We start from the raw sequence: 22684 nt of genomic DNA, 5'->3' as shown, positions 1-22684 counted from the left end.
CGGCACTGTCCAATCCACTAATTCCCACGGGTGACTTGAGAGGGCGTCAGTTCGCATCGGACACCGCCACGGCCAGCCGCCCCGAAGTACCCGCGCCGAGCAGCGCGGTGGCCGTCGACCGCTCCACGGACAACACCACCAGCGCCCCGCTCCCCGCTTCACCGCCACCGCTCGCCGTATGGCCGCCCGGTCCGGCGGCCGCACGCGGCACCTTCGCCACGCGCGCCCCTCGTGCCACCACGCGTGCGTCGTCGCCGCCCGTGTCGCCGACCGCGATCACATCGACCCGGTCTCCCGGCCGTAGCAGCCGCACGGTCTCCGGATCCGCGATCCGGACCGGCGCGGCGACCAGTCGCCCGGACGACCGGCCGGCCCCCGGCGGAGCGTCCGGCGCGGCGGCGGCTCCTCCGTCGGCGGTGCTCAGGCCTGTGGTGGCCAGCGCGGCACCCGCCAGCGCGAGCCCCGCGGCCGCCGCACGCCGCTGGCGGCGCAGCATCCGCCGCAGCCGGTGCGCGCCACCGCCCCGCACCCGCAGGGGCCCGAACGGCCCCACCCCGCCGGGCGCGGGCACCGGCGCGGGGAGAGCGGATGTGGGCAGGGACGAGGACGGAGACAGGGGCGAGGACGTGGACATGGCACCACCTGGGATCAGCGCGGAGGAGCGCACGGGAAAGGGGAGCCCGGACCGGTTCGACCGGCCGAACTCCCCTCACTTTCCACGGTCCGAGCAGATCCCGCTGAGGCCTGTGGACGGCCTCCGCACTGTGGATAACTCCGTCACCTGATCCGGTGAGGCCGCCCCGCCCGCCCCCCGGCCACGCCGGCTACGGCAGCGCGATCCCCGTGTCGATCCCGTCCAGCGCGTGGGCGCAGGTGCAGTTGCGGCTCTCGTTCTCCGGCAGCCCGGCCACCGCGTCGAACAGCACCGAGCGCAGCCGGTCCACATTGGCCGCGAACACCTGGAGCACCTCCTCGTGCGAGACGCCCTCGCCCGCCTCGGCCCCCGCGTCCAGGTCGGTCACCAGGGTCATCGTGGTGTAGCAGAGCCCCAGCTCCCGGGCCAGGACCGCCTCGGGGTGCCCGGTCATGCCCACGACGGACCAGCCCATCGCCGCGTGCCAGCGCGATTCCGCGCGGGTCGAGAAGCGGGGCCCCTCGACGACCACCAGGGTGCCGCCGTCCACCGGCTCCCAGTCGCGTCCGCGGGCCGCCGCCAGCGCGGCCTTCCGGCCCTCGGGGCAGTACGGGTCGGCGAAGCCCAGGTGGACGACGTTCGGTACGGTCCCGTCGGCCCGGGGCTCACCGTCGTAATAGGTCTGTACGCGGGTCTTGGTGCGGTCCACCAGCTGGTCGGGGACGAGCAGGGTGCCCGGCCCGAACTCCGGCCGCAGCCCGCCCACCGCGCACGGCCCGAGCACCTGCCGGACCCCGACGGAGCGCAGCGCCCACAGGTTGGCCCGGTAGTTGATGCGGTGCGGCGGCAGATGGTGGCCGCGTCCGTGGCGGGGCAGGAAGGCCACCCGCCGGCCGCCGAGCTCGCCGAGGAAGACCGAATCGCTCGGCTTTCCGTAAGGGGTGTCCACGGAGACCTCGGTGACGTCCTCCAGGAAGGAGTAGAAGCCCGAGCCGCCGATGACACCGATCTCCGCGGAACCCTCGGTACCCGACGTACCCGTACCGGAGCCCGTTTCCGTATGTGCGTTCGCCATGCGGTCACCGTATCCGCAGGAGCGTTTCCCGGGGCGCACGCCCGGACCCCGCCGAGTGGCCTCGGCGGGGTCCGGGGAAAGCGGATGGGGCGTACGCGGGCTCAGGCGGCCGACGTACCGCTCGACGAGGCCGGCGCGGAGGCCGACGACGAGGAGGAGCCGGACGAGGAGGACGACGCGGATGCGCTCGCCTTCGTGTCCGAACCCGACGACGAGGACGACGCGGAGTCGGACGACTTCGAGGTCGTCGACGCCGGCGTGCTGCTCGACGAGGAGCCACGGCTGTCGTTCCGGTAGAAACCGGAACCCTTGAAGACGATGCCGACCGCGGAGAACACCTTCTTGAGGCGTCCGTCGCAGCTCGGGCACACGGTCAGGGCATCATCGGTGAACTTCTGCACCGCCTCGAGGCCCTCGCCGCACTCGGTGCACTGGTACTGATAGGTCGGCACTTGCTCCTCCTGGCACTCTCACTCAGTGAGTGCTAACGACGCTCCATACTGACGTATTCCGTTGAATCAGTCCACCGTGACCGGCTCGCGGTGACCGATCCCACGTGCCACGGTGCGTCCCGAGGACCGGGGTGTCAGCCGTGAGCGCAGGGCCAGCAGGGTCACCAGAGCCAGTGCGGTCCCGGCCAGGGGCACCAGGAACCCGGTGCTCGCGCCATGGGCGTCGGCGAGTTGCCCCGCTACGGTCACGGCCGCGGCCTGTCCGAGCGCCACCGCTCCCGTCAGCCAGGTGAAGGCCTCGGTGCGGGCGGTGGCGGGCACCAGCGACTCGACCAGGGTGTAGCCGCTGATCAGTGCCGGGGCGATGCAGAGGCCGACCAGCAGGCCGAGCCCGGCCAGCAGCGGCACCGAGTGGACGGCCCACAGGCCGGACGCGGTCAGCGTCAGCGCGACGTATCCGACGATCAGCCGACGGCGCGGGCTGCTCTTCCAGGCGATGGCGCCGCAGGCGATGCCGGCCAGCATGTTTCCCGCGGCGAAGATGCCGTAGAGGACGCCGTTCACGCCGGGGTGGCCGATCTCCTCCGAGAACGCGGTCAGCGAAACCTGCATGCCGCCGAAGACCGCGCCGATGCCCAGGAAGGTGATGGCCAGGACGCGCACGCCCGGTACGGAGAGCGCCGAGGCGTGCGGTTCGGTCGCGGTGGCGGCGCCCCGGGGGACGGGCTGGGTGGCGCGCTGCGCGGCGAAGAACAGGCCGCCGACCAGAGTCAGGGCGGCTTCCGTGATCAGGCCGGCCGCCGGGTGCACGCCGGTGCACAGCGCGGTCGCGATCACCGGGCCCAGGACGAACGTGAACTCGTCCGTCACCGACTCGAACGCGGCGGCGGTGGACATCAGCGGGGAGGCGGGCCGGTCGGGGGTCGCCCCCAGCAGCGCCGCCCAGCGGGCCCGCACCATGGGGCCGATCTGCGGGATCGAGGCCCCGGTCGGCACGGCGGCGGCGAACAGCGCCCACAGGGGTGCGTCGGCCAGCGCCAGGACGGTCAGGGCGCTCACCGAGACGGCGTGGAGGAGGACCCCGGGCAGCAGGACGGAACGCTGGCCGAAGCGGTCGGCGAGCTTGCCGCTCTGCGGGGCGAACAGCGCCATGGAGACGCCGGAGACCGCCGCGACGGCGCCCGCGCTGCCGTACGAGCCGGTCGTGTGCTGCACGAGGAGGACGATGCCGATGGTCAGCATCGCGAAGGGCTGCCGTGCGGCGAAGCCCGGGAGGAGGAAGGTCCACGCACCGGGGGTGCGCAGCAGTTGCCCGTATCCGGGGCGGTCGGAGACCGTGGTTGCCACGGTCCTTGCCTTTCTGCCGCCTGGTAGCCCTGCTTCCCGGCGCCCTTGTGGGGCGGGCCGGACGGAAGCGGCCGAGAGCTGTCCTCTTCGCGCGGAACTGCGGTAGATGCCGGGCGACTCGCTGCAAGCGGCGAAGAAACGCCGGGCGAAGAGACACCACGACCGCCATACGGTCGCGCCAGCTCTGCTTCAGACAGAGTTGGTCGATCAGGTTTGCCTTCATGATACAGACAGAAAGCCCTGTGCGCCTGTGATCTGCACACAGGGCTTCCGTTTCAGCCTGTGATCTGCGACGCCTTCTCAGGGGCGGGTCTTCGCGCCGCTTCCGCTTCCGTTGGCTCCGGCATGGGCGCTCGCACCGGCCCCGCCGAGCTTCTTGGCCAGCTTCATCGCCTGCGGAATGGCGGATCCACCCTGGGGGCCCGCCGCACCGGGCGTTCCGGAGGCGGGCGATCCGCCCGTGCCCAGCCAGCCGGCCAGCTTGCCGCCCTCGGCGACCGCCCGCAGACGTTCCTCCGCCCGGTCGCGCACCGGATCGGTGGCCACCACCAGCAGCTCGTCCCCGCGCCGCAGCACCGTCGCCGGGGACGGCACGAAGCTCTTGTTCTCCCGGACCACCAGCGTGACCGCGGCACCGGCCGGGAGCCGGAGCTCGCCGACCTCCACGCCGTGCATCTTCGACTTCGCGGGGACGGCGACCGACAGCAGGTGGCCGCGCAGCCGTTCCAGCGGTGCCGACTCGATGCCCAGGTCGTCGGCCTCGGCCGGGTCCTCGGCGATGTTCAGTTTGTTCGCGACCCAGGGCAGCGTCGGGCCCTGGATCAGCGTGTAGACGATGACCAGGACGAAGACGATGTTGAAGATTCTCGTACTGCCCTCCACCCCGGACACCATCGGAATGGTCGCCAGGATGATGGGCACCGCCCCGCGCAGCCCGGCCCAGGACATGAGGACCTTCTCGCGGGCCGGCATCCGGAACGGCGCGAGGCTCAGGAAGACCGACAGCGGCCGCGCCACCATGGTCAGCACCAGACCCACGACGACGGCGGGCCAGAAGTCGTCGACCAGGTCGTGCGGGGTGACCAGCAGGCCGAGCAGCACGAACATGCCGATCTGGGCCAGCCAGCCGAGCCCGTCGGCGAAACCGCGGGTGGCGGGCCAGTGCGGCAGCTTGGAGTTGCCGAGGATCATCGCGGCCAGGTAGACGGCGAGGAACCCGCTGCCGTGGGCCATGGCGCCCGCGGCGTACGCGGAGACGGCGATGGCCATCACGGCGATCGGGTAGAGGCCGGAGGCGGGCAGCGCCACGTGCCGCAGCCCCAGGGAGCCCAGCCAGCCCACCGTGATGCCGATCGCGGCGCCGATGGCCAGCTCCAGGGCGATCTCGCCGACCAGGACGTACCAGTGCTCCACCGGGCCGACCGCGGAGAAGGCGACGACCAGGATGACGACCGGGGCGTCGTTGAAGCCGGACTCGGCCTCCAGGACACCGGTGATCCGGGGCGGCAGGGGCACTCTGCGCAGGACGGAGAAGACGGCCGCGGCATCCGTGGAGGAGACGACCGCGCCGATGATCAGGGCCTGGCGCCAGTCGAGGCCGACGAGATAGTGCGCGGCCGAGGCGGTGATGCCCACGCTGATGGCGACGCCGACGGTCGAGACCACCGCGGCGGCGGGCAGGACGGGGCGGACCTCTTTCCACTTCGCTCCGAGCCCGCCCTCGGCCAGGATGACGACCAGGGCGGCATAGCCGATCACCTGCGTCAGCTCGGCGTTGTCGAACTTGACGTCGAAGATGCCGTCCTGGCCCAGGGCGATCCCGATGCCGAGATACAGGAGCAGGCTGGGGAGCCCGCTGCGCGAGGAGATCCGTACCGCCGCCACGGCGACGAGCAGGACGAGCGAGCAGACGAGCAGGAGTTCGTTGAGCGCGTGGACAGTCAGGGTCCGTTCCTTCCCTGCGTGCGCCTGCCGGATCGTCCTCCGGCAGCCAGTTACTTCGTTACCTTACCTAATCGTTAACGATTCCTTGACGGCTTCGAGTGTTCGTACGAGGAAGACGCAAATGGATGCATCCCTATACCGCGTCCGAGTGGCTTCTCCGCTGCGCCTATGGTTGCTCCTGCACTCCCAGGACCACCCTGCCCCTCGAAGGACAGCGATGCCCGCCAACACAACCGCCTCTTCCGGCCCTTCCGACGCGAAGAAGCCCGGCAGGAAGAAGGGGCGACGCGCCCGCCTGATCGTGCTCGTCCTGGTGCTGGCGCTCGTCGCGGGTGTCGGGTACGGGGCGTACTGGTCCGTCTCCACCGTGCGGGCCTCGTACCCGCAGACCACCGGTTCGATGACGCTCGACGGCCTCAGCGGCGACGTCGAGGTCAAACGTGACTCCTACGGGATTCCGCAGATCTACGCGGACTCCGACGCCGACCTCTTCCGCGCCCAGGGCTTCGTCCAGGCCCAGGACCGCTTCTGGGAGATGGACGTCCGGCGGCACATGACGTCCGGCCGGCTCTCCGAGATGTTCGGTTCCGGCCAGGTGGAGACCGATTCCTTCCTGCGGACGCTCGGCTGGCGTCAGGTGGCGCAGAAAGAGTACGACGAGGTCCTCGACGAGAGCACCAAGAAGAACCTCCAGTCGTACGCGGAGGGCGTCAACGCGTATCTGAAGGGCAAGGAAGGCCGCGACATCTCGGTCGAGTACGCGGCGCTGGGCTTCACCAACGACTACAAGCCCGGCGAGTGGACCCCGGTCGACTCGGTGGCCTGGCTCAAGGCGATGGCCTGGGACCTGCGCGGCAACATGCAGGACGAGATCGACCGCTCGCTGCTGACCAGCCGCCTCGACAAGGACCAGATCGAGGACCTGTACCCCGGCTACCCGTACAAGAAGAACAGGCCGATCGTCGAGCAGGGCGCGATCTCCCCGGTCACGGGCAAGTTCGACCCCGAGGCGACCCCGTCGGACAACGTCGGCTCCGCGACCCCGGAGGGCGCCACCGAGGGCCTGAACACCCAGCTCTCCGCCCTCTCGGACACCCTCGACGAGATCCCGGCGCTGCTCGGCCCCAACGGCAACGGCATCGGCTCGAACTCCTGGGTCGTCGACGGCAAGCACACGACGTCCGGCAAGGCGCTGCTCGCGAACGACCCGCACCTCGCGCCGATGCTGCCCTCCCTCTGGTACCAGATGGGGCTGCACTGCCGGGAGCTCTCCAAGACCTGCCAGTACGACACGGCCGGCTACACGTTCTCCGGCATGCCCGGTGTGATCATCGGCCACAACCAGGACATCGCCTGGGGCCTCACCAACCTGGGCGCCGACGTCACCGACCTCTTCCTGGAGAAGGTCTCCGGCGACGGCTATCTGTACGACGGCGAAACCAAGCCGTTCAAGACCCGCGAGGAGACCATCAAGGTCGCCGGCGGGAGGGACCGGACGATCACCGTCCGCGAGACGAACAACGGCCCCCTGGTCTCCGACCGCAGCAAGGAGCTGGACAAGGTCGGCCAGAAGGCGCCCGTCAGCAACGCCGCACCCGACCGGGCCGACGGCTACGCGGTGGCGCTGAAGTGGACCGCGCTGGAGCCCGGTAAGTCCATGGACGCGGTCTTCGCGCTCAACCGGGCCAAGGACTTCGCCACCTTCCGGAAGGCCGCCGAGTACTTCGAGGTCCCCTCGCAGAACCTCATCTACGCCGACACCGAGGGCAACATCGGCTACCAGGCCCCCGGCAGGATCCCGGTCCGCTCCGAGGGCTACGACGGCACGCTCCCGGCCCCGGGCTGGGACCCGAAGTACGCGTGGAAGGGCTACATCCCCTTCGACGAGCTGCCCTACGAGTACAACCCGGACCGCGGCTACATCGTCACCGCCAACCAGGCCGTCATCGACGAGAAGAAGTACCCCCACCTCCTGACCAAGGACTGGGGCTACGGCGCCCGCAGCCAGCGGATCAACGACCTCCTCGCCCAGAAGATCAAGGGCGGCGAGAAGGTGTCGACCGATGACATGCAGAAGATGCAGATGGACAACTTCAGCGAGATCGCCGCACTGCTGGTGCCCGAGCTGAAGAAGATCAACATCTCCGACCCGAGCGTCCGCGAGGCCCAGAAGCTGCTGGAGGGCTGGGACTACACCCAGGAGCCCGACTCGGCCGCCGCCGCGTACTTCAACGGCGTCTGGCGCAACATCCTGAAGCTCGCCTTCGGCAACAAGCTTCCCAAGGAGATGCGGGTCAAGGGCGACTGCCTCAACGTGCCGCCGGCCAAGAACAGCGGCCCGGTGGACCAGCAGAAGAAGCTCGTCCGCGAGTGCGGCCAGCGCGACGGCGACACCGCGCAGCCGGACGGCGGCGACCGCTGGTTCCAGGTGGTCCGGGACATCATGGACGACCCGGACAACGAGTGGTGGAAGGCCCCCGCCCGGGGCCGCGAGGACGCCCTGGAGAGCCGGGACGACCTCTTCGCCCGGGCGATGGAGGACGCGCGCTGGGAGCTGACGGCGAAGCTCGGCAAGAACATCTCCACCTGGAGCTGGGGCCGGCTGCACCGCCTGACGCTGAAGAACCAGACGCTCGGCACCGAAGGCCCCGGCCTGCTCCAGCGGGCGCTCAACCGCGGCCCCTGGAACCTCGGCGGCGGCGAAGCGGCGGTCAACGCCACCGGATGGAACGCGGCGAGCGGCTACGAGGTCGTCTGGGTGCCGTCGATGCGGATGGTCGTCAACGTGGGGGACTGGGACAAGTCCCGCTGGATCAACCTCAGCGGGGCCTCCGGGCACGCGTTCAACGCGCACTACACCGACCAGACCGAGAAGTGGGTCGACGGGGAACTGCTCGACTGGTCTTTCGGGTCGGAAGCGGTCGACGCGTCCACCGTCGACACGCTGACGCTGAAGCCGTAGGCCTTACGAAGGGTTCAGGAAGCGCCGCGCTCCGGCCGGTGTGACCACGGCGTCCACGGGGTGGTCGTGCGGTTCCGAAGGGACTCGCGCGACCACCTCGTCGTCGTACAGGAGCACGACGAGCGCCGGGTGCGCCCCGGCGGCCGTCAGCCGGGCCAGCACCCGGTCGTAACTGCCGCCGCCCCGCCCCAGCCGCATCCCGGCCCCGTCCACCGCCAGGCCGGGCAGCAGCACGGTGTCGGCGTCCAGCACGGCGTCGGGGCCCAGGCGCGGGCCGTCCGGCTCCAGGAGCCCCCGCCCGGCCGGCAGCAGATGCTCCGGGCCCTCGTAGGCCGCCCAGTCCAGGTCGTTGTCGGGCAGGAGCACCGGCAGCAGCACCCGCACGCCGCGCCCGCGCAGCGCTTCCAGAAGCGCACGGGTGCCCGGCTCGCGACCCACGGAGACATACGCGGCGACCGTACGGGCGTCAGCCAGTTCGGGGAGACCCAGAGCGGCGGCGGCGAGAACCGCGGCGCTCCGGACGGCGTCCTCCTTCGTCAGGAGGGCCCGTGCGGCGAGCAGTTCGCGCCGGAGTGAGTTCTTCGCGGACGCCTTGCCGGACTTGTCGGTGTTCAAGAGAGACTCGCACGATTCTCGTATGGGCATATTTAAGGACGAAGTTAACCGGAATATCAGCTTCCGGCCGTGTGCAGCCGTTATGGTCGGCACATGACTCAGTCGCCCTCCAGGATCAGCAAGGCCGTCATTCCGGCAGCAGGTCTCGGCACCCGGTTCCTGCCCGCCACGAAGGCCACTCCGAAAGAGATGCTGCCTGTCGTCGACAAGCCGGCCATCCAGTATGTCGTCGAGGAGGCCGTGACCGCGGGACTCTCCGACGTGCTGATGATCACCGGTCGCAACAAGCGGCCCCTGGAGGACCACTTCGACCGCAACTACGAGCTGGAGTCCGCGCTCACCCGCAAGGGCGACGCCGAACGCCTCGCCAAGGTCCAGGAGTCCAGCGACCTCGCCACCATGCACTACGTCCGCCAGGGCGACCCCCGCGGCCTCGGACACGCGGTGCTGTGCGCCGCCCCGCACGTGGGCGACCAGCCCTTCGCGGTGCTGCTCGGCGACGACCTGATCGACCCGCGCGACGCACTGCTGGCCCGGATGGTCGAGGTCCAGGAGCGTGAGGGCGGCAGCGTCATCGCGCTGATGGAGGTCGACCCCTCGCAGGTCCACCTCTACGGCTGCGCCGCCGCGGACGCCACCGTCGACAGCGACGTGGTCCGCATCACCGACCTGGTCGAGAAGCCGGACCCGGCCGACGCCCCCAGCAACCTCGCCATCATCGGCCGGTACGTCCTGGACCCCGCGGTCTTCGACATACTGCGACACACCGAGCCGGGCCGCGGCGGCGAGATCCAGCTCACCGACGCGCTCCAGCTCCTCGCGGCCGACGAGAAGATCGGCGGCCCCGTGCACGGCGTCGTCTTCAAGGGCCGCCGCTATGACACCGGAGACCGCAGCGACTATCTGCGCGCCATTGTCAGACTGGCGTGCGAACGTGAAGACCTGGGGCCGGACTTCCGGACCTGGCTGCGCAAGTACGTCGCTGAGGAGATGTAACCCCGTGAGCAGCACGATCTGGTCGGTCGACGAACACCTGGACGACATCCTCGCCGCGGTGCGGCCGTTGGAGCCCATCGAGCTGCAGCTGCCGGACGCCCAGGGCTGCGTGCTCGTCAAGGACGTCGTCGTGGAGGTGGCCCTGCCGCCGTTCGACAACAGCTCCATGGACGGTTACGCGGTCCGGATCGCCGATGTCGAGGGCGCCAGCGAGGAGTTCCCCGCGGTCCTCACCGTCATCGGCGACGTCGCCGCGGGCAGTGCGGGGCTCGCCGACGACCAGGTCGTGGGCCCGGGACAGGCCGCCCGCATCATGACGGGCGCCCCGCTGCCCGCCGGTGCGGAGGCCGTCGTCCCGGTCGAATGGACGGACGGCGGCACGGGCGAGGGCCCGGCCGAGGGGATGCGCGCCCACGCCGACGCGCCGGAGGGCGCCACCGGCGAGGTCAGGGTGCACCGGCCCGTCGTCGCAGGAGCCCATGTGCGCGAGCGCGGCAGCGACGTCAGGCCGGGCGATCTGGCGCTGGCCGCCGGCTCGGTCGTCGGCCCGCCGCAGATCGGGCTGCTCGCGGCGATCGGCTGCTCCACCGTGGTCGTACGGCCCCGCCCCCGCGTCGTCGTCCTGTCCACCGGCAGCGAACTGATCCAGCCCGGCGAGACGCTGACGGGCGGCCAGATCTACGACTCCAACAGCTTCGCGCTGACGGCCGCGGCCCGGGACGCCGGAGCCATCGCCTACCGGGTCGGCGCGGTCGCCGACGACGCCGAGACGCTGCGCGCCACGATCGAGGACCAGCTGATCCGCGCGGACATCGTCGTCACCACCGGCGGCGTCAGCGTCGGCGCGTACGACGTCGTCAAGGAGGCGCTGTCCTCCGTCGGCGACGAGGACGAGCCGGGCAGCGGGATCGAGTTCCGCAAGCTCGCCATGCAGCCGGGCAAGCCGCAGGGCTTCGGCTCGATCGGCCCGGACCACACCCCGCTGCTGGCCCTGCCGGGCAACCCGGTCTCCAGCTACGTCTCCTTCGAGCTGTTCGTCCGCCCCGCCATCCGCGCGCTGATGGGCCTCCCCGATGTGCACCGCCCCACGGCCCGCGCCGAGCTGCGCGCCGACAAGGCGCTCACCTCGCCGGAAGGCCGCCGCCAGTTCCTGCGCGGCCGCTACGACGCGGAGGCGGGCACGGTCACCCCGGTCGGCGGTTCCGGATCGCATCTGATCGCGGCGCTGGCCCAGGCCGACGCGCTGATCGTGGTGCCCGAGGACGTCACGTCGGTCGAACCCGGCACGGAGACGGACGTGATCCTGCTCCGCTGACCGCCGCCCGGTGGCGGTACGGTATCTGCCGCCGTGCCTTCCGGGGGACCCCCTCCGGGTTCGAGGCCCATCGGTGCCCCTACCGCTAGGCGGAGTGAGTTGAGTACGCAGAACAGGCTGACGCACATCGACGAGGCGGGCGCGGCCCGCATGGTCGACGTGTCGGCGAAGGACGTCACCACCCGCGTCGCCCGCGCGTCCGGCCGGGTGCTCGTCGCGCCGCGCGTGATCGAGCTGCTGCGCGGCGAGGGCGTCCCCAAGGGCGACGCCCTCGCCACCGCCCGGATCGCCGGGATCATGGGGGCCAAGCGCACCCCGGAGCTGATTCCGCTCTGCCACCCGCTGGCCGTCTCCGGTGTCACGGTCGACCTGAGCGTGGCCGACGACGCGGTGGAGATCACGGCCACTGTGAAGACGACGGACCGCACGGGCGTCGAGATGGAGGCCCTGACGGCGGTGTCGGTGGCGGCACTGACCGTCGTCGACATGATCAAGGCGGTCGACAAGAGCGCGGTCATCACCGACGTACGGGTCGAAGCGAAGTCGGGCGGCAAGTCCGGCGACTACCGGCGCACCACGCCGGACGGACCGTCGGGACCGGACGCGTGACGCCGCCCGAGCCGGTCGCCTCCGGCCACGAGGGGCACGCGCGGGCATCCGGATCCGGGCCCGAGCCCGGGGCCGGGGCCTCCGGAGCCGCGCCGCACGCCCCGTACCGCGCCCTCGTCGTCACCGCCTCCAACCGGGCCTCCGCCGGGGTGTACGCGGACAAGGGCGGCCCCCTGATCGCCGAGGCGCTGACCGGCCTCGGCTTCACGGTCGAAGGACCGCAGGTCGTCCCCGACGGCGACCCGGTCGAGGCGGCCCTGCGCGCGGGCGTCGCCGCCGGGTACGACGTGATCGTCACTACCGGCGGTACGGGCATCTCGCCCACCGACGCCACCCCCGAGGCCACCCGCCGCGTCCTCGACCACGAGATCCCCGGCATCCCGGAGGCGATCCGGGCCGAGGGCCTCGGCAAGGTCCCGACCGCCGCCCTCTCCCGGGGCCTCGCGGGCGTGGCCGCCCGCACCCTGATCGTCAACCTCCCCGGCTCCACCGGCGGGGTGAAGGACGGCCTCGCCGTCCTCGGCAGGCTTCTGGTGCACGCCGTCGACCAGCTCCGCGGCGGCGATCACCCCCGACCGGGGAGCCCGAGCTGAACATCGCGACCTGGCCGGTGACGCTGACCGACGGCGAGATCGTCCTGCGCCCGATAAAGATGCGCGATCAGCGGGTCTGGCGCGAGGTCAACCGGCGTAACCGCGACTGGCTGCGCCCCTGGGAGGCCACCGTTCCGCCGCCCGCCCCCGGCGGCCCGATGGCGCAGCGCCCCACGTACCGGCAGATGGTCCGTCATCTGCGCGCCGAGGCGAACGCCGGGCGGATGCTGCCGTTCGCCATCGAGTACGAGGGCCGGCTGGTCGGCCAGCTCACGGTCGCGGGGATCACCTGGGGCTCGATGTGCTCCGGACACATCGGTTACTGGGTCGACCGGAGCGTCGCCGGGCGCGGGGTCATGCCGACGGCCGTGGCGCTGGCCATGGACCACTGCTTCCGCACCGTGGGCCTGCACCGCATCGAGGTCTGCATTCGCCCGGAGAACGGGCCCAGCCGCAGAGTGGTGGAGAAACTCGGATTCCGTTCCGAGGGCGTACGCCCGCGCTATCTCCACATCGACGGGGCCTGGCGTGACCATCTGATCTTCGCCCTCACCGCCGAGGAAGTGCCCGAGGGGATGCTCCGGCGCTGGCGCCGGTCGCGCCCGGCGACACCGAGAAGCCCCGGACCGCCTGAATAAATAAAATAGATGTTCGAATTTGATCGCGGGATGACCGTCGGGTGACCGCATTGGGTCGGGCTTTCGATGGCTGTTGATCCGAACAATCGCAAAAAAAGTCCGTGATATCAGCCGGATCGTGCGACACACCGGGCCAATTGGCGGATCCTTGCGCGCAAACCCCTCTACGGTGTGAGCGTGAGCAGCAGCGGCCTCATCTACGCAGTCATCGTCGGGGCCTGGGCCGCCTACTTGGTGCCGATGTGGCTCCGCAGGCAGGACGAGCTCAACGAAGCCCGTCCGACGGAACGCTTCAGCACCGCCATCCGGCTGCTGTCCGGACGGGCGGCGATGGAGCGCCGGTACGCCAAGGAGCTGCGGGAGCGCACCGCCGAGGAGGCGGCGCCCGACGTGGACCCGGACCGGGAAACGGACCGTATGGAATCCGTGGACGTCCGGGCCTTTGCCGCGCCTCCGGCGCACACGGAAGCCAGACTGAGCGACCCGGCGCACGCGCCCGAGCGCGCCCCGGACCACCAGGCCTCCGGCCGCCCGCACGACCGTTCGGCGCACGACCGACGGGCGGGGCGCCAGCCGTCGGACCGTCAGCCGAACGAACGCCGGTCCGGTGAGCGCCCCGCGGAACACACGCCCCCCGCCCAGCGGCGACCCCGCTCCGGCGCGGCCGACGCCGAGCGGGCCCGGCGCGCCCAGCGCTCCCAGGTCCTGGCCCGGCGCAGGCGGACCACCGTGGTCCTCTTCCTGGCCTTCACCGCGGGCGCGGTCGTCGCGGCGGTCGGCGGGCTCGGTTTCCTGTGGGCCCCGGCGGTACCGGCCGTGCTGCTGAGCACGTACATCGTGCATCTGCGCGCCCAGGAGCGCCGACGGTTCGCCTTCACGATGGACCGCCGCCGGGCCGAGGACGCGGCCCAGCGCCTGCGCGAGAACCGCCCGCGCCGGAACCAGCCCGCGATCCCCGCCCCCGCGGAGCCGGACGACGACTCCGAAGCGCACCACGCGGAGCCGGAGCCCACCCCCACGGTCTCCCCCCAGGAGGCCGGCCGGCGCGCCCTCGTCGAGCAGACGGACCACGCGGAGTGGGTGGACCAGCAGCGTGAGCGCGGCCGCGTCCAGGGCGACAGCTGGGAGCCCGTTCCCGTACCGCTGCCCACCTATGTCACCGCGCCCGTCGCCCCCCGGGCCACGGGCGGCGTGGAGGTCGGTGACCCGGAGACCTGGAGCGCGGCCCGCTCCAGCACCGCCGAGCCCACCCAGACCGGCACGTCGCACCCGACGGCCCCCGCGGTCGACCCGGCCCCGCGCCAGCGCACGAACCAGTCCCGCCGCAACCGCGACCGTGGCCGGACCCCGCTCTTCGACCAGTACGACGACGAGGACCGGCCGCGTGCGGCCAATGAGTGAGGCGGCGGGGGCGCCGGGGGCCCGGCAAACCCGACACCGCTGACCAGCGGAGGAACGGATTTCCAAGCACCCCTGTGAGGGTGCTAGAGTTTCACACGTCGCAAGGGCCTGTGGCGCAGTCTGGTAGCGCACCTCGTTCGCATCGAGGGGGTCTGGGGTTCAAATCCCCACAGGTCCACAGCGAACCGTTCACGAGTCAGCTCGGGACCGGTTCACGAAATCCCGTCCAGTTATGTCAACTGGGCGGGATTTCGTGGTTCTCAGGTCCGGTCACCCGCCCGTCACTTCGTCTCCAGATCCCGGCGGCGAAAGCCCGCCAGCCCCAACAGGACCAGTCCGGCCGCGACGGCGGTGAGGACGAGCACGGGGGTCCAGCTCAACTGGGCGGCCGGAAGGCGGGGAACGTGGCCGAAGGGCGAAAGGTCGTTCATCCAGCCGGGGAAGCGGAGTATCGCGCCGAGGTACCCGACGAGGAACGCGTACACGGGCACGACCCAGGCCGCCGATGCGGCGCGGGGGCACCAGCCGAAGAGCACGACGGCCACACCCGCGGTCACCCACAACGCGGGCGCGTACACCGCGGCGGCCCCGACGAGCTCCCCCACGAGGGCGGTGTCGCCGGTGGACGCGGCGCCCGCGAGGCCGAAGCCCAGACCGGCCGCGAGCAGCAGCACCGTACCGCCGGCCAGTGCGACGGCGGCATGGCCGCCCAGCCAGCGGCGGCGTGAGAGACCGGTGGCCAACAGCGGTTCGGCGCGGCCGGCGCTCTCCTCGGCTCGCGGTCGCAGGGAGGCCATCACCACGTACACAGCGGCGACGACCGCGATGACGACCATCACCATCGACGCGAACGACTCGGCGACGGAGCTGCCGCCGATCTCCGCCAGCGCTTCCTGGACCTGTTCGACGTCCTTCACCATGTCGGCGGCGTCGCCGAGGATGGAGCCGTACATGACGCCCATCAGGAGGAGCCCGGCGCCGAAGCCCAGCAGGGTTGCCCGGTGCAGCCGCAGGGCGAAGCCGAAGGGCCGGGTGAGGGCCGCGGACGCGGTACGGCGGCCGGGCCGGGCGGCGCGCAGGCCGGCGCCGACATCACGCCGGGTGCTCAGAACGAAGCCGGTGGCGGTGGTGAGCGCGGCTGTCGCCAGGCAGAGCAGCAGGGGCCACCAGCGGTTGTCGACGAAGACGTAGGTGCGCTGGATCCAGCCGATCGGGCTGAGCCAGGACAGGGCGGCGTCGCCGACATCGCCGGAGGCGCGCAGCACATAGGCGACACCGATCAGTGCGAGCGCCATTCCGGAGGCTCCGCGCGCGTGGGCGGTCACTTGCGCGGTGACGGCGGCGATGCCGGCGAAGACCAGGCCGATCACGGTGTGCGTGAGCCCGTACAGCAGAGCTTCGCCGGAGCCGATGCCGTCGATGCGCGTCGAGACGAGGGCCAGGGCCACGAAAACGGCGAGGGCGATGTTGGCGACGGCGGCGACCGCCAGCGCGGAGGCCAGTTGGGCATGGTGCCCGACGACGGTGGAGCGCACCAGCTCGGCCCGGCCGGTCTCCTCCTCGTTCCGGGTGTGCCGGGTGACGATCAGGACGCTCATCAGGCCGACCAGGACGGCCATGAAGCCCAGCAGTTGATGACCGAGCATCGCGCCGATGCCGTAGTCGGAGAGGTAGTGGTGCGGGCCGGTCATGGCGAGTGCGGCGGGACTGTCCATGGTGGCGGCGACCGCGGCCCGCTTCTCGGCGGTGGCGTACAGGGTCGCGTATTCGCTCGCTGTGGCGAGCGTGCCCAGGACGAGCGCGAGCAGCCAGACCGGGAGACGGACACGGTCCCTGCGCAGGGCGAACCGGATGAGGGCCGCGGTACCCGCGAAAGCGCCTGGACCCGGTCCGGGCGCGGTGCGGGCCCGGAGGGCTGCTGCGGTGGTGGTCATCGGTCGGCCTCGTCGCCGCCGCGGACCGGAGTGATCGTGCCGGAGTGTGTGTCCTCCGGGCCGGCGGATCCTTCGGTGTGCCCCTGACCTCCGTTGACGGCGAGCTCGTCGCCGTAGTGGCGCAGCATCAGCTCCTCCAGCGTCGGCGGATGGCTGATCAGACTGCGGATGCCGAACTCGCCGAGTCTGCGGATGGCGGCGTCGAGGTGTGCTCCGTCGACGGCGAAGCTCACCCGACGGCCCTTCACCTGGACCCCGTGGACGCCGGGCAGGATGTCGAGTCCGGTGGCCGGGTGCTGGGTCTGGGCCTCCACCGTCGTGCGCGTCAGGTGGCGCATCTCGCTCAGCGTGCCCGACTGCACGGTGCGGCCCCGACGGATGATGCTGACGCGGTCGCAGAGCTTTTCGACCTGGGCCAGGATGTGGCTGGAGAGCAGCACGGTCCTGCCCGCGGCCTTCGCCTGAAGGATGACGTCCTGGAAGACGACCTCCATGAGCGGGTCGAGGCCCGCCGTGGGCTCGTCCAGGAGCAGCAGTTCGGCGTCGGAGGCGAGCGCGGCGACGATGGCGACCTTCTGCCGGTTGCCCTTGGAGTAGGCGCGGCCCTTTTTGGTCGGGTCCAGGTCGAACCGTTCGACGAGCTCGTCGCGCCGCTGCCGGTCGAGGCCGCCGCGCAGCTTGGAGAGCAGGTCGATGGCCTCCCCGCCGGTGAGGCCCGGCCACAGTTCGACGTCGCCCGGTACGTAGGCGAGGCGCCGGTGCAGTTCGACGGAGTCCTTCCACGGGTCTTTGCCCAGGAGCTGCGCGGAGCCGGAGTCGCCGCGCAGCAACCCGAGCAGGACACGGATGGTGGTGGACTTGCCCGCACCGTTGGGGCCGAGGAAGCCATGGACCTCGCCGACATCGACGGAGAGGTCCAGGCCGTCGAGGGCGTGTGTCCGGCCGAACGACTTGTGGAGTCCGGCCACAGCGATTGCCGTCTTCATGATGCCGAACGTACGCTTTCTTCAGAAGTGTGTGAAGTTAATGAACCGTATAAATCACTCGGTAGACTGCCGCAGGGCGTCGGGGTGTCGGGGCGCCGCATCACAGGAACTGGGGTCAGGACATGAGTGAGGGGCGGCGGGGAGACGGCCGTGCGGACGGCGGCCGGGGGGAGGTCGTCGGCGGCGGGGCCGCCGATGCGGAGGCCGCCGCCTCGCGGTTCATCGAGCGCTTCGCCGCCCAGCTCGTCGAAGCCGGGATGGCCCGCATGCCGGCCAGGGTCTTCGCGGCGTTGCTCTCCTCCGAGCGGGGGGATCTGACCTCCGCCGAACTGGGCGAGCGGCTCAGGATCAGCCCGGCGGCCGTATCGGGAGCCGTCCGTTATCTCGCGCAGGTCGACATGGTCAGCCGTGAGAGGGAGCCGGGTTCGCGGCGGGAGCGTTACCGCGTGCAGGGTGATCAGTGGTACAGCGCTCTGACGGAGCGCGATGCCATGCTGAGGAGCTGGCAGGCGACGTTGAAGGAGGGGGTGAGCCACTTCGGGCTCGAAACCCCTCAGGGGCGCAGGATCAACGACACGTTGGAGTTCTTCCGGTTCCTGGAGAAGGAGTTGGGGTCGCTGATGGAGCGCTGGGAGACGCACCGAGCCCAGCACCGCGGCCGCTGACCGCACGGCCTCGCCCCGGAGGGGTGACCGCTGCCCGTGCCCGGTCCGGCGCTCACCGCCGGCCCGTGGCGGCGCGCTTCCAGGCGTCTTCGCGCAGCAGACGCAGGCCGTTGAGGCCGACGATGACGGTGGAGCCTTCGTGGCCGAGGACGCCGAGGGGCAGGGGCAGGTGCCCGATCAGGTCCCAGACGACCAGAACGGAGATGAACACGCCTGCGATCACCAGGTTCTGCACCACCAGGCGCCGGGCGGCCCTCGACAGGTTCACCGCTGCGGGAACGGTGGCGAGTTCGTCCCGGACGATGACGGCGTCGGCCGTTTCCAGGGCGAGGTCGGAACCCGCCCGTCCCATCGCGATGCCGGTGTGGGCGGCGGCGAGTGCCGGGGCATCGTTGACACCGTCGCCGATGACCAGCACCTTGCGGCCGGTACGCGCCTCCTCCCGGACGGCGGTGACCTTGTCCCCGGGCAGCAGCGAGGCTCGGACGTCGCTGATGCCGACCTCTTCGGCCACCCGGGCGGCGGCCCGCGGGTTGTCACCGGTCAGGAGCATCGGCGCACCGCCGGTCAGGGCGGTGAGGGCGGCGACCGTGGCGGTCGCGTCGGGGCGCAGCCGGTCGGCGATTCCCAGGACGCCGACGGGTGTGCCGTCACGCTGGACGAGGACGGCGGTGCGGCCGTCGCTCTCCAGGGTTTCCGCCAGGGCCGCGGCCTTGGCGGAGGCGGCCCCGGTCCCGCTCAGGAGGCGGGCGGGCGCGCCTACCGCGACGGTGTGCCCGTCGACGGTGGCGGTGACGCCGGTGCCGGGAGCGGAGGTGAAGTCCCGTGTATCCGGCACGGTCAGGCCGCGGGTGCGGGCGGCGTCGACCACGGCGCGGGCGAGCGGGTGTTCGCTGGGGTGCTCCGCCCCGGCCGCCATGGCCAGCAGGGCGTCCTCGTCCAGACCCGATCCGGGCAGGGGTCGGATCTCGGTGACCCGCGGGGTGCCTTCGGTGAGGGTGCCGGTCTTGTCGAGCGCGACCAGGTCCACCTGGCCCAGGCGTTCCATGACGACGGCGGACTTGACCAGGACGCCGTGGCGGCCGGCGTTGGCCATCGCCGACAGCAGGGGCGGCATGGTCGCGAGGACGACCGCGCACGGCGAGGCGACGATCATGAAGGTCATCGCGCGCAGCAGTGAGCCGGTGAGGTCGGCGCCGAAGGCCAGGGGAACCAGGAAGACGGCCAGTGTCGCGACGACCATGCCGAGGCTGTATCGCTGCTCGACCTTCTCGATGAAGAGCTGGGTCGGCGCCTTGGTCTCGGAGGCTTCCTCGACCAAGGTGACGATCCGTGCGATGACGGAGTCGGAGGCGTCGCGCTCGACCCTGACCCGCAGAGCGCCGGTGCCGTTGAGCGTGCCGGCGAACACCTCGTCCCCCGCTTCCTTCGCCACGGGCAGCGGCTCGCCGGTGATGGTGGCCTGGTCGACCTCACTCGCCCCGTCGGTCACCCGGCCATCGGCTCCGACCCGTTCGCCGGGGCGAATCAGAACGGTGTTCCCGACCACCAGATCCCTGGTGGCGACGGTCGTCTCGCTCCCGTCGTCGAGTACCAGGGTGGCTGTCGCGGGGGCCAGGTCGAGCAGGCCGCGGACCGCGTCCTGGGTCCGCGCCGTCGCCAACGCCTCCAGGGCGCCGGAGGTGGCGAAGATGACGATCAGCAGGGCGCCGTCCATCACCTGCCCGATCGAGGCCGCGCCGATCGCGGCGACGATCATCAACAGGTCCACGTCCAGGGTCTTCTCCCGCAGTGCCCGCAAGCCCTCCCGGGCCGGCTCCCAGCCGCCGGTGACATAGACGACGCCGTACAGCGGACCCCACACCCACGCGGAGGCGCCGGCCAGCTGGATCGGCAGCGCCAAGAGGAACAGTGTCAGTGCGGTCACCGCCCACCGGGCCTCCGAAAGGGCGAATACGCGTGTACGGCGACGGGGCATCTCTGCCGGAGCGGACGCGGTCACCTGCTCGGGGTGCTGAACGAGGAGGGAAGGCATGACGGAGCAACCCTTCACGGGTGGGGGACGGCGACGCGTTCCACGGTACAGGAACATCTGAAGAGGTGTTCATGTGTGGTCGTTAGGATGGGATCCATGGGGCACGGAGCCGACGGCAGGAGCGACACCACCGCGCGTGAACGACTCGACGCGGCGGGAGCCTCCGACGTCGCCGCGACCCTCCAGGCTCTGGCCACCCCGTCCCGCCTGTACATCCTGGCCCGCCTCCAGGAGGGCCCGTGCTCGGTCGGTGACCTCGCGGAGGCCGTGGACATGGAGGCGTCCGCCTGCTCGCACCAGCTGCGGCTGCTGCGCAACCTCGGACTGGTCACCGGCGAGCGTCACGGCCGCTCCATCATCTACTCGCTCTACGACAACCACGTCGCCGAGCTCCTGGAACAGGCGCTCTTCCATGTGGAGCACCTGCGGCTCGGCCTGCACGACCATTCCGGGATGTCGCAGGCTTCTGCCCGCCGTGTGCGCGGGTGACGTCGATGCCGATCCCGGCGGGAGTCCACCACCGGCGACGTAGAATCGAAGGCCGATATCGGTGGCGTCACCGCCCCTCGGGCGTGGAGGTGGACGGAGTGCGGGAGTTCCAGCGGGGTGCGATGCGGCTGCACATCCTGCACCACGCGGCCGAGGAAGAGATCCACGGCGCGTGGATGACCGGGGAACTGGCCCGCCACGGGTACCGGATCAGTCCCGGCACGCTGTACCCGACGCTGCACCGGCTGGAGGCCGACGGGCTGCTGGTCTCCGAGCAGCAGGTGGTCGACGGCCGCACGAGGCGGGTCTACCGGGCGACCGAAGCCGGGAGGGAAGCGCTCGCGGAGGACCGCAGAGCGCTCAGGGAACTGGCTCGCGAAGTCCTCGGCGACGACGCCGGGAGCTGAACGCGGCACAGCCCGCGTACGGAACGCCTATGGCTTCCGGCGGCCCGCGGCGAACCGGCGGATGCCGTAGGCCGCGGCGCCCAGGGCCAGTACGGCGGCCCCGGTGAGCACCGAGGAGACCGGCAGGGAGAAGGCCAGGGCCAGGCAGCCGGTCAGTCCGATCACCGGGACGAGGCGGTGCGGGCGCCCCTCGGCGGGCGTCAGCGTCCACGCGGAGGCGTTGGCGACGGCGTAGTAGGCGAGCACGCCGAAGGAGGAGAACCCGATCGCCCCGCGCACGTCCGCCGTCGCGGCGAGCACCGCCACCACGGCGCCGACCGCCAACTCGGCCCGGTGCGGCACCCGGTGGCGGGGATGTACGGCCGCCAGGACGTGCGGCAGGTGCCGGTCGCGGGCCATCGCCAGGGTCGTACGGGAAACGCCGAGGATCAGCGCCAGCAGCGAGCCGAGCGCCGCGACCGCCGCGCCTGTACGGACGACGGGCACCAGCCGGTCGGCGCCCGCCGCCCGCGCGGCATCCGACAACGGTGCGGTGGCGTCGGCCAGTTGCTGCGGGCCCAGCACCATGAGGACGCAGACGGCGACGAGGGCGTAGACGCCCAGGGTGATGCCCAGCGCGATCGGGATGGCGCGGGGGATGGTGCGCGCGGGGTCACGGACCTCCTCGCCCAGAGTGGCGATGCGGGCGTACCCGGCGAACGCGAAGAACAGCAGCCCCGCCGCTTGGAGCACACCGCGGAGATCGGCGTCCGGACCGACGTCGAGGAGAGCGGCATCCGCCTCGCCGGAGGTGAAGGAAGCGACCACCACGGCGGCGAGCACGGCCAGGACCACCGCGACGATGGCCCGGGTCAGCCAGGCGGACTTCTGCACTCCGGCGTAGTTGACCGCGGTCAGCGCCACCACCGCGGCGACCGCCACCGCGTGCGCCTGCCCCGGCCACACGTACGAGCCGACGGCGAGCGCCATGGCCGCGCAGGAGGCGGTCTTGCCGACCACGAATCCCCAGCCCGCCAGGTACCCCCAGAAATCACCGAGCCGCTCGCGGCCGTAGACATACGTGCCGCCCGAGGCCGGATAGCGGGCGGCGAGCCGGGCGGAGGAGGTGGCGTTGCAGTACGCCACCACCCCGGCGACCGCGAGGCCGATCAGCAGCCCGGAACCGGCGGCCTGCGCGGCCGGCGCCAGGGCGACGAAGATCCCCGCGCCGATCATCGATCCCAGGCCGATCACCACGGCGTCGGGCACGCCGAGCCGCCTGCGCAACTCGTCCGGTACGCCGTCAGGGATCGGTCGCCTGCTCATGGCTCACTCCTCGGTGGCTCGGGCACAGCCATTACGGAATACGATATCGGAAGACGATATAGGGGCGGGCGGTCGAATTCTGCTGTACGACCGGCTACGCAAGCGCTACCTCGACTGGACGCTCGCGGATCCTGCTGGTCGGGGCGTCGAGGAGGTCCGCCCGATCCGCGACGAGATCAGGAAGCTCGTCGAGAACCTGATCGAGGAGATTGCCCCGGCGCATCCGGCGCATCCGGAGCGGACCGCATGACCTGGAGGGTGTCGGCAAACTGCCGTCGTCGC

General features: G+C 71.4%; 20 protein-coding genes, 1 tRNA gene and 1 pseudogene. 12 read left to right on the top strand and 10 right to left on the bottom strand.

All coding sequences use genetic code 11. The features are described from left to right. Window positions 1-46: 46 nt before the first annotated feature. The 5 genes from KV381_RS14605 to KV381_RS14585 all read right to left on the bottom strand — a co-directional run bounded on the left by KV381_RS14605 (window position 47) and on the right by KV381_RS14585 (window position 5392). Window positions 47-634: an RcpC/CpaB family pilus assembly protein gene (locus KV381_RS14605; protein ID WP_086777206.1), complete on the bottom strand. Its 588-nt coding sequence runs from the start codon at window positions 632-634 to the stop codon at window positions 47-49. A 190-nt stretch (window positions 635-824) separates the two neighbouring features. Next, a complete protein-coding gene (locus tag KV381_RS14600) occupies window positions 825-1709 on the bottom strand; it encodes an S-methyl-5'-thioadenosine phosphorylase (protein ID WP_030078546.1) in 885 nt (294 codons plus the stop codon). A 101-nt stretch (window positions 1710-1810) separates the two neighbouring features. Then, entirely contained in the window at window positions 1811-2161 is a 351-nt protein-coding gene (locus tag KV381_RS14595; RefSeq protein WP_030078544.1) for an FmdB family zinc ribbon protein, read from the bottom strand. Window positions 2162-2227: 66 nt separating this feature from the next. Beyond that, the gene (locus KV381_RS14590) at window positions 2228-3508 is read right to left on the bottom strand and encodes an MFS transporter (RefSeq protein WP_086777207.1); all 1281 of its coding nucleotides are present in this window, start codon (window positions 3506-3508) and stop codon (window positions 2228-2230) included. Window positions 3509-3808: 300 nt separating this feature from the next. After that, window positions 3809-5392 carry a potassium/proton antiporter gene (locus tag KV381_RS14585; RefSeq protein WP_030078540.1) on the bottom strand — a complete coding sequence of 528 codons (1584 nt, stop codon included), beginning with the start codon at window positions 5390-5392 and terminating at the stop codon, window positions 3809-3811. 277 nt (window positions 5393-5669) lie between these two features. On the opposite strand from KV381_RS14585, the gene KV381_RS14580 reads away from it, so the two are divergent. After that, window positions 5670-8414: a penicillin acylase family protein gene (locus KV381_RS14580; RefSeq protein ID WP_086777208.1), complete on the top strand. Its 2745-nt coding sequence runs from the start codon at window positions 5670-5672 to the stop codon at window positions 8412-8414. 3 nt (window positions 8415-8417) lie between these two features. Here the strand turns inward: KV381_RS14580 and KV381_RS14575 are convergent, their stop codons facing one another. Continuing rightward, window positions 8418-9029 carry a 5-formyltetrahydrofolate cyclo-ligase gene (locus tag KV381_RS14575; protein WP_030624792.1) on the bottom strand — a complete coding sequence of 204 codons (612 nt, stop codon included), beginning with the start codon at window positions 9027-9029 and terminating at the stop codon, window positions 8418-8420. A gap of 93 nt (window positions 9030-9122) precedes the next feature. On the opposite strand from KV381_RS14575, the gene galU reads away from it, so the two are divergent. From galU to KV381_RS14540, 7 genes are all read left to right on the top strand, one after another. Beyond that, window positions 9123-10025: a UTP--glucose-1-phosphate uridylyltransferase GalU gene (galU, locus tag KV381_RS14570; RefSeq protein WP_030078534.1), complete on the top strand. Its 903-nt coding sequence runs from the start codon at window positions 9123-9125 to the stop codon at window positions 10023-10025. A 4-nt stretch (window positions 10026-10029) separates the two neighbouring features. Further along, on the top strand, window positions 10030-11340 hold the full coding sequence (gene glp, locus KV381_RS14565) for a gephyrin-like molybdotransferase Glp (RefSeq protein ID WP_030624794.1): 1311 nt from the start codon (window positions 10030-10032) through the stop codon (window positions 11338-11340). Window positions 11341-11439: 99 nt separating this feature from the next. Further along, complete coding sequence (moaC, locus tag KV381_RS14560; RefSeq protein ID WP_030078530.1) at window positions 11440-11949, top strand: cyclic pyranopterin monophosphate synthase MoaC; 510 nt, start codon at window positions 11440-11442, stop codon at window positions 11947-11949. Continuing rightward, on the top strand, window positions 11946-12542 hold the full coding sequence (locus tag KV381_RS14555) for a molybdenum cofactor biosynthesis protein B (protein WP_086777209.1): 597 nt from the start codon (window positions 11946-11948) through the stop codon (window positions 12540-12542). Before moaC ends, KV381_RS14555 begins: the two co-directional genes overlap by 4 nt. Window positions 12543-12559: 17 nt before the next feature. After that, a complete protein-coding gene (locus KV381_RS14550) occupies window positions 12560-13180 on the top strand; it encodes a GNAT family N-acetyltransferase (protein ID WP_030078526.1) in 621 nt (206 codons plus the stop codon). Window positions 13181-13357: 177 nt separating this feature from the next. Beyond that, entirely contained in the window at window positions 13358-14581 is a 1224-nt protein-coding gene (gene glpR / locus KV381_RS14545; protein ID WP_218785351.1) for a gephyrin-like molybdotransferase receptor GlpR, read from the top strand. 104 nt (window positions 14582-14685) lie between these two features. After that, a tRNA-Ala gene (locus KV381_RS14540) sits at window positions 14686-14759 on the top strand. 103 nt (window positions 14760-14862) lie between these two features. On the opposite strand, the gene KV381_RS14535 is transcribed toward KV381_RS14540, so the two are convergent. After that, window positions 14863-16515, bottom strand: coding sequence for an ABC transporter permease (locus KV381_RS14535; protein WP_218785350.1), 1653 nt, complete (start codon window positions 16513-16515; stop codon window positions 14863-14865). After that, the gene (locus KV381_RS14530; protein ID WP_218785349.1) at window positions 16512-17501 is read right to left on the bottom strand and encodes an ABC transporter ATP-binding protein; all 990 of its coding nucleotides are present in this window, start codon (window positions 17499-17501) and stop codon (window positions 16512-16514) included. Before KV381_RS14530 ends, KV381_RS14535 begins: the two co-directional genes overlap by 4 nt. 122 nt (window positions 17502-17623) lie before the next feature. Between KV381_RS14530 and KV381_RS14525 the strand changes: the two genes are divergently transcribed. Continuing rightward, window positions 17624-18166, top strand: a complete 543-nt coding sequence (locus KV381_RS14525; RefSeq protein WP_193463136.1) for a GbsR/MarR family transcriptional regulator — start codon at window positions 17624-17626, stop codon at window positions 18164-18166. Window positions 18167-18218: 52 nt separating this feature from the next. Here KV381_RS14525 and KV381_RS14520 read toward each other — a convergent pair whose 3' ends face one another. After that, entirely contained in the window at window positions 18219-20201 is a 1983-nt protein-coding gene (locus tag KV381_RS14520) for a heavy metal translocating P-type ATPase (protein WP_218785348.1), read from the bottom strand. Between the two features lie 96 nt (window positions 20202-20297). Here KV381_RS14520 and KV381_RS14515 point away from each other — a divergent pair, with 96 nt between their 5' ends. Both KV381_RS14515 and KV381_RS14510 read left to right on the top strand, forming a co-directional pair. Continuing rightward, window positions 20298-20690 (top strand): metalloregulator ArsR/SmtB family transcription factor, encoded by a 393-nt coding sequence (locus KV381_RS14515; protein ID WP_086777319.1) that lies wholly within the window; start codon window positions 20298-20300, stop codon window positions 20688-20690. 98 nt (window positions 20691-20788) lie between these two features. After that, window positions 20789-21097: a PadR family transcriptional regulator gene (locus KV381_RS14510; RefSeq protein ID WP_030078512.1), complete on the top strand. Its 309-nt coding sequence runs from the start codon at window positions 20789-20791 to the stop codon at window positions 21095-21097. Window positions 21098-21124: 27 nt separating this feature from the next. Here the strand turns inward: KV381_RS14510 and KV381_RS14505 are convergent, their stop codons facing one another. Continuing rightward, window positions 21125-22402, bottom strand: a complete 1278-nt coding sequence (locus KV381_RS14505; RefSeq protein ID WP_086777310.1) for an APC family permease — start codon at window positions 22400-22402, stop codon at window positions 21125-21127. Window positions 22403-22502: 100 nt separating this feature from the next. Between KV381_RS14505 and KV381_RS14500 the strand changes: the two are divergent. Continuing rightward, window positions 22503-22652 (top strand): annotated as a pseudogene (locus KV381_RS14500) (phosphotyrosine protein phosphatase); the annotation flags it as partial. Window positions 22653-22684: the final 32 nt, after the last annotated feature.

It is taken from the genome of Streptomyces sp. WY228 (assembly GCF_019287315.1).
Taxonomy (GTDB): domain Bacteria; phylum Actinomycetota; class Actinomycetes; order Streptomycetales; family Streptomycetaceae; genus Streptomyces; species Streptomyces caviscabies.
The sequence above is the reverse complement of the archived record's forward strand: the minus strand, read 5'-3'. Positions and strand labels throughout refer to the sequence as shown.

What these genes read in the sequence shown, in the direction of transcription:
- KV381_RS14520 (WP_218785348.1), bottom strand. Translation starts at nt 20,201, where the DNA reads ATGCCTTCCCTCCTCGTTCAGCACCCCGAGCAGGTGACCGCGTCCGCT.
- KV381_RS14600 (WP_030078546.1), bottom strand. Translation starts at nt 1,709, where the DNA reads ATGGCGAACGCACATACGGAAACGGGCTCCGGTACGGGTACGTCGGGT.
- KV381_RS14580 (WP_086777208.1), top strand. Translation starts at nt 5,670, where the DNA reads ATGCCCGCCAACACAACCGCCTCTTCCGGCCCTTCCGACGCGAAGAAG.
- KV381_RS14535 (WP_218785350.1), bottom strand. Translation starts at nt 16,515, where the DNA reads ATGACCACCACCGCAGCAGCCCTCCGGGCCCGCACCGCGCCCGGACCG.
- KV381_RS14605 (WP_086777206.1), bottom strand. Translation starts at nt 634, where the DNA reads ATGTCCACGTCCTCGCCCCTGTCTCCGTCCTCGTCCCTGCCCACATCC.
- KV381_RS14515 (WP_086777319.1), top strand. Translation starts at nt 20,298, where the DNA reads ATGGGGCACGGAGCCGACGGCAGGAGCGACACCACCGCGCGTGAACGA.
- KV381_RS14530 (WP_218785349.1), bottom strand. Translation starts at nt 17,501, where the DNA reads ATGAAGACGGCAATCGCTGTGGCCGGACTCCACAAGTCGTTCGGCCGG.
- galU (WP_030078534.1), top strand. Translation starts at nt 9,123, where the DNA reads ATGACTCAGTCGCCCTCCAGGATCAGCAAGGCCGTCATTCCGGCAGCA.
- KV381_RS14505 (WP_086777310.1), bottom strand. Translation starts at nt 22,402, where the DNA reads ATGAGCAGGCGACCGATCCCTGACGGCGTACCGGACGAGTTGCGCAGG.
- KV381_RS14525 (WP_193463136.1), top strand. Translation starts at nt 17,624, where the DNA reads ATGAGTGAGGGGCGGCGGGGAGACGGCCGTGCGGACGGCGGCCGGGGG.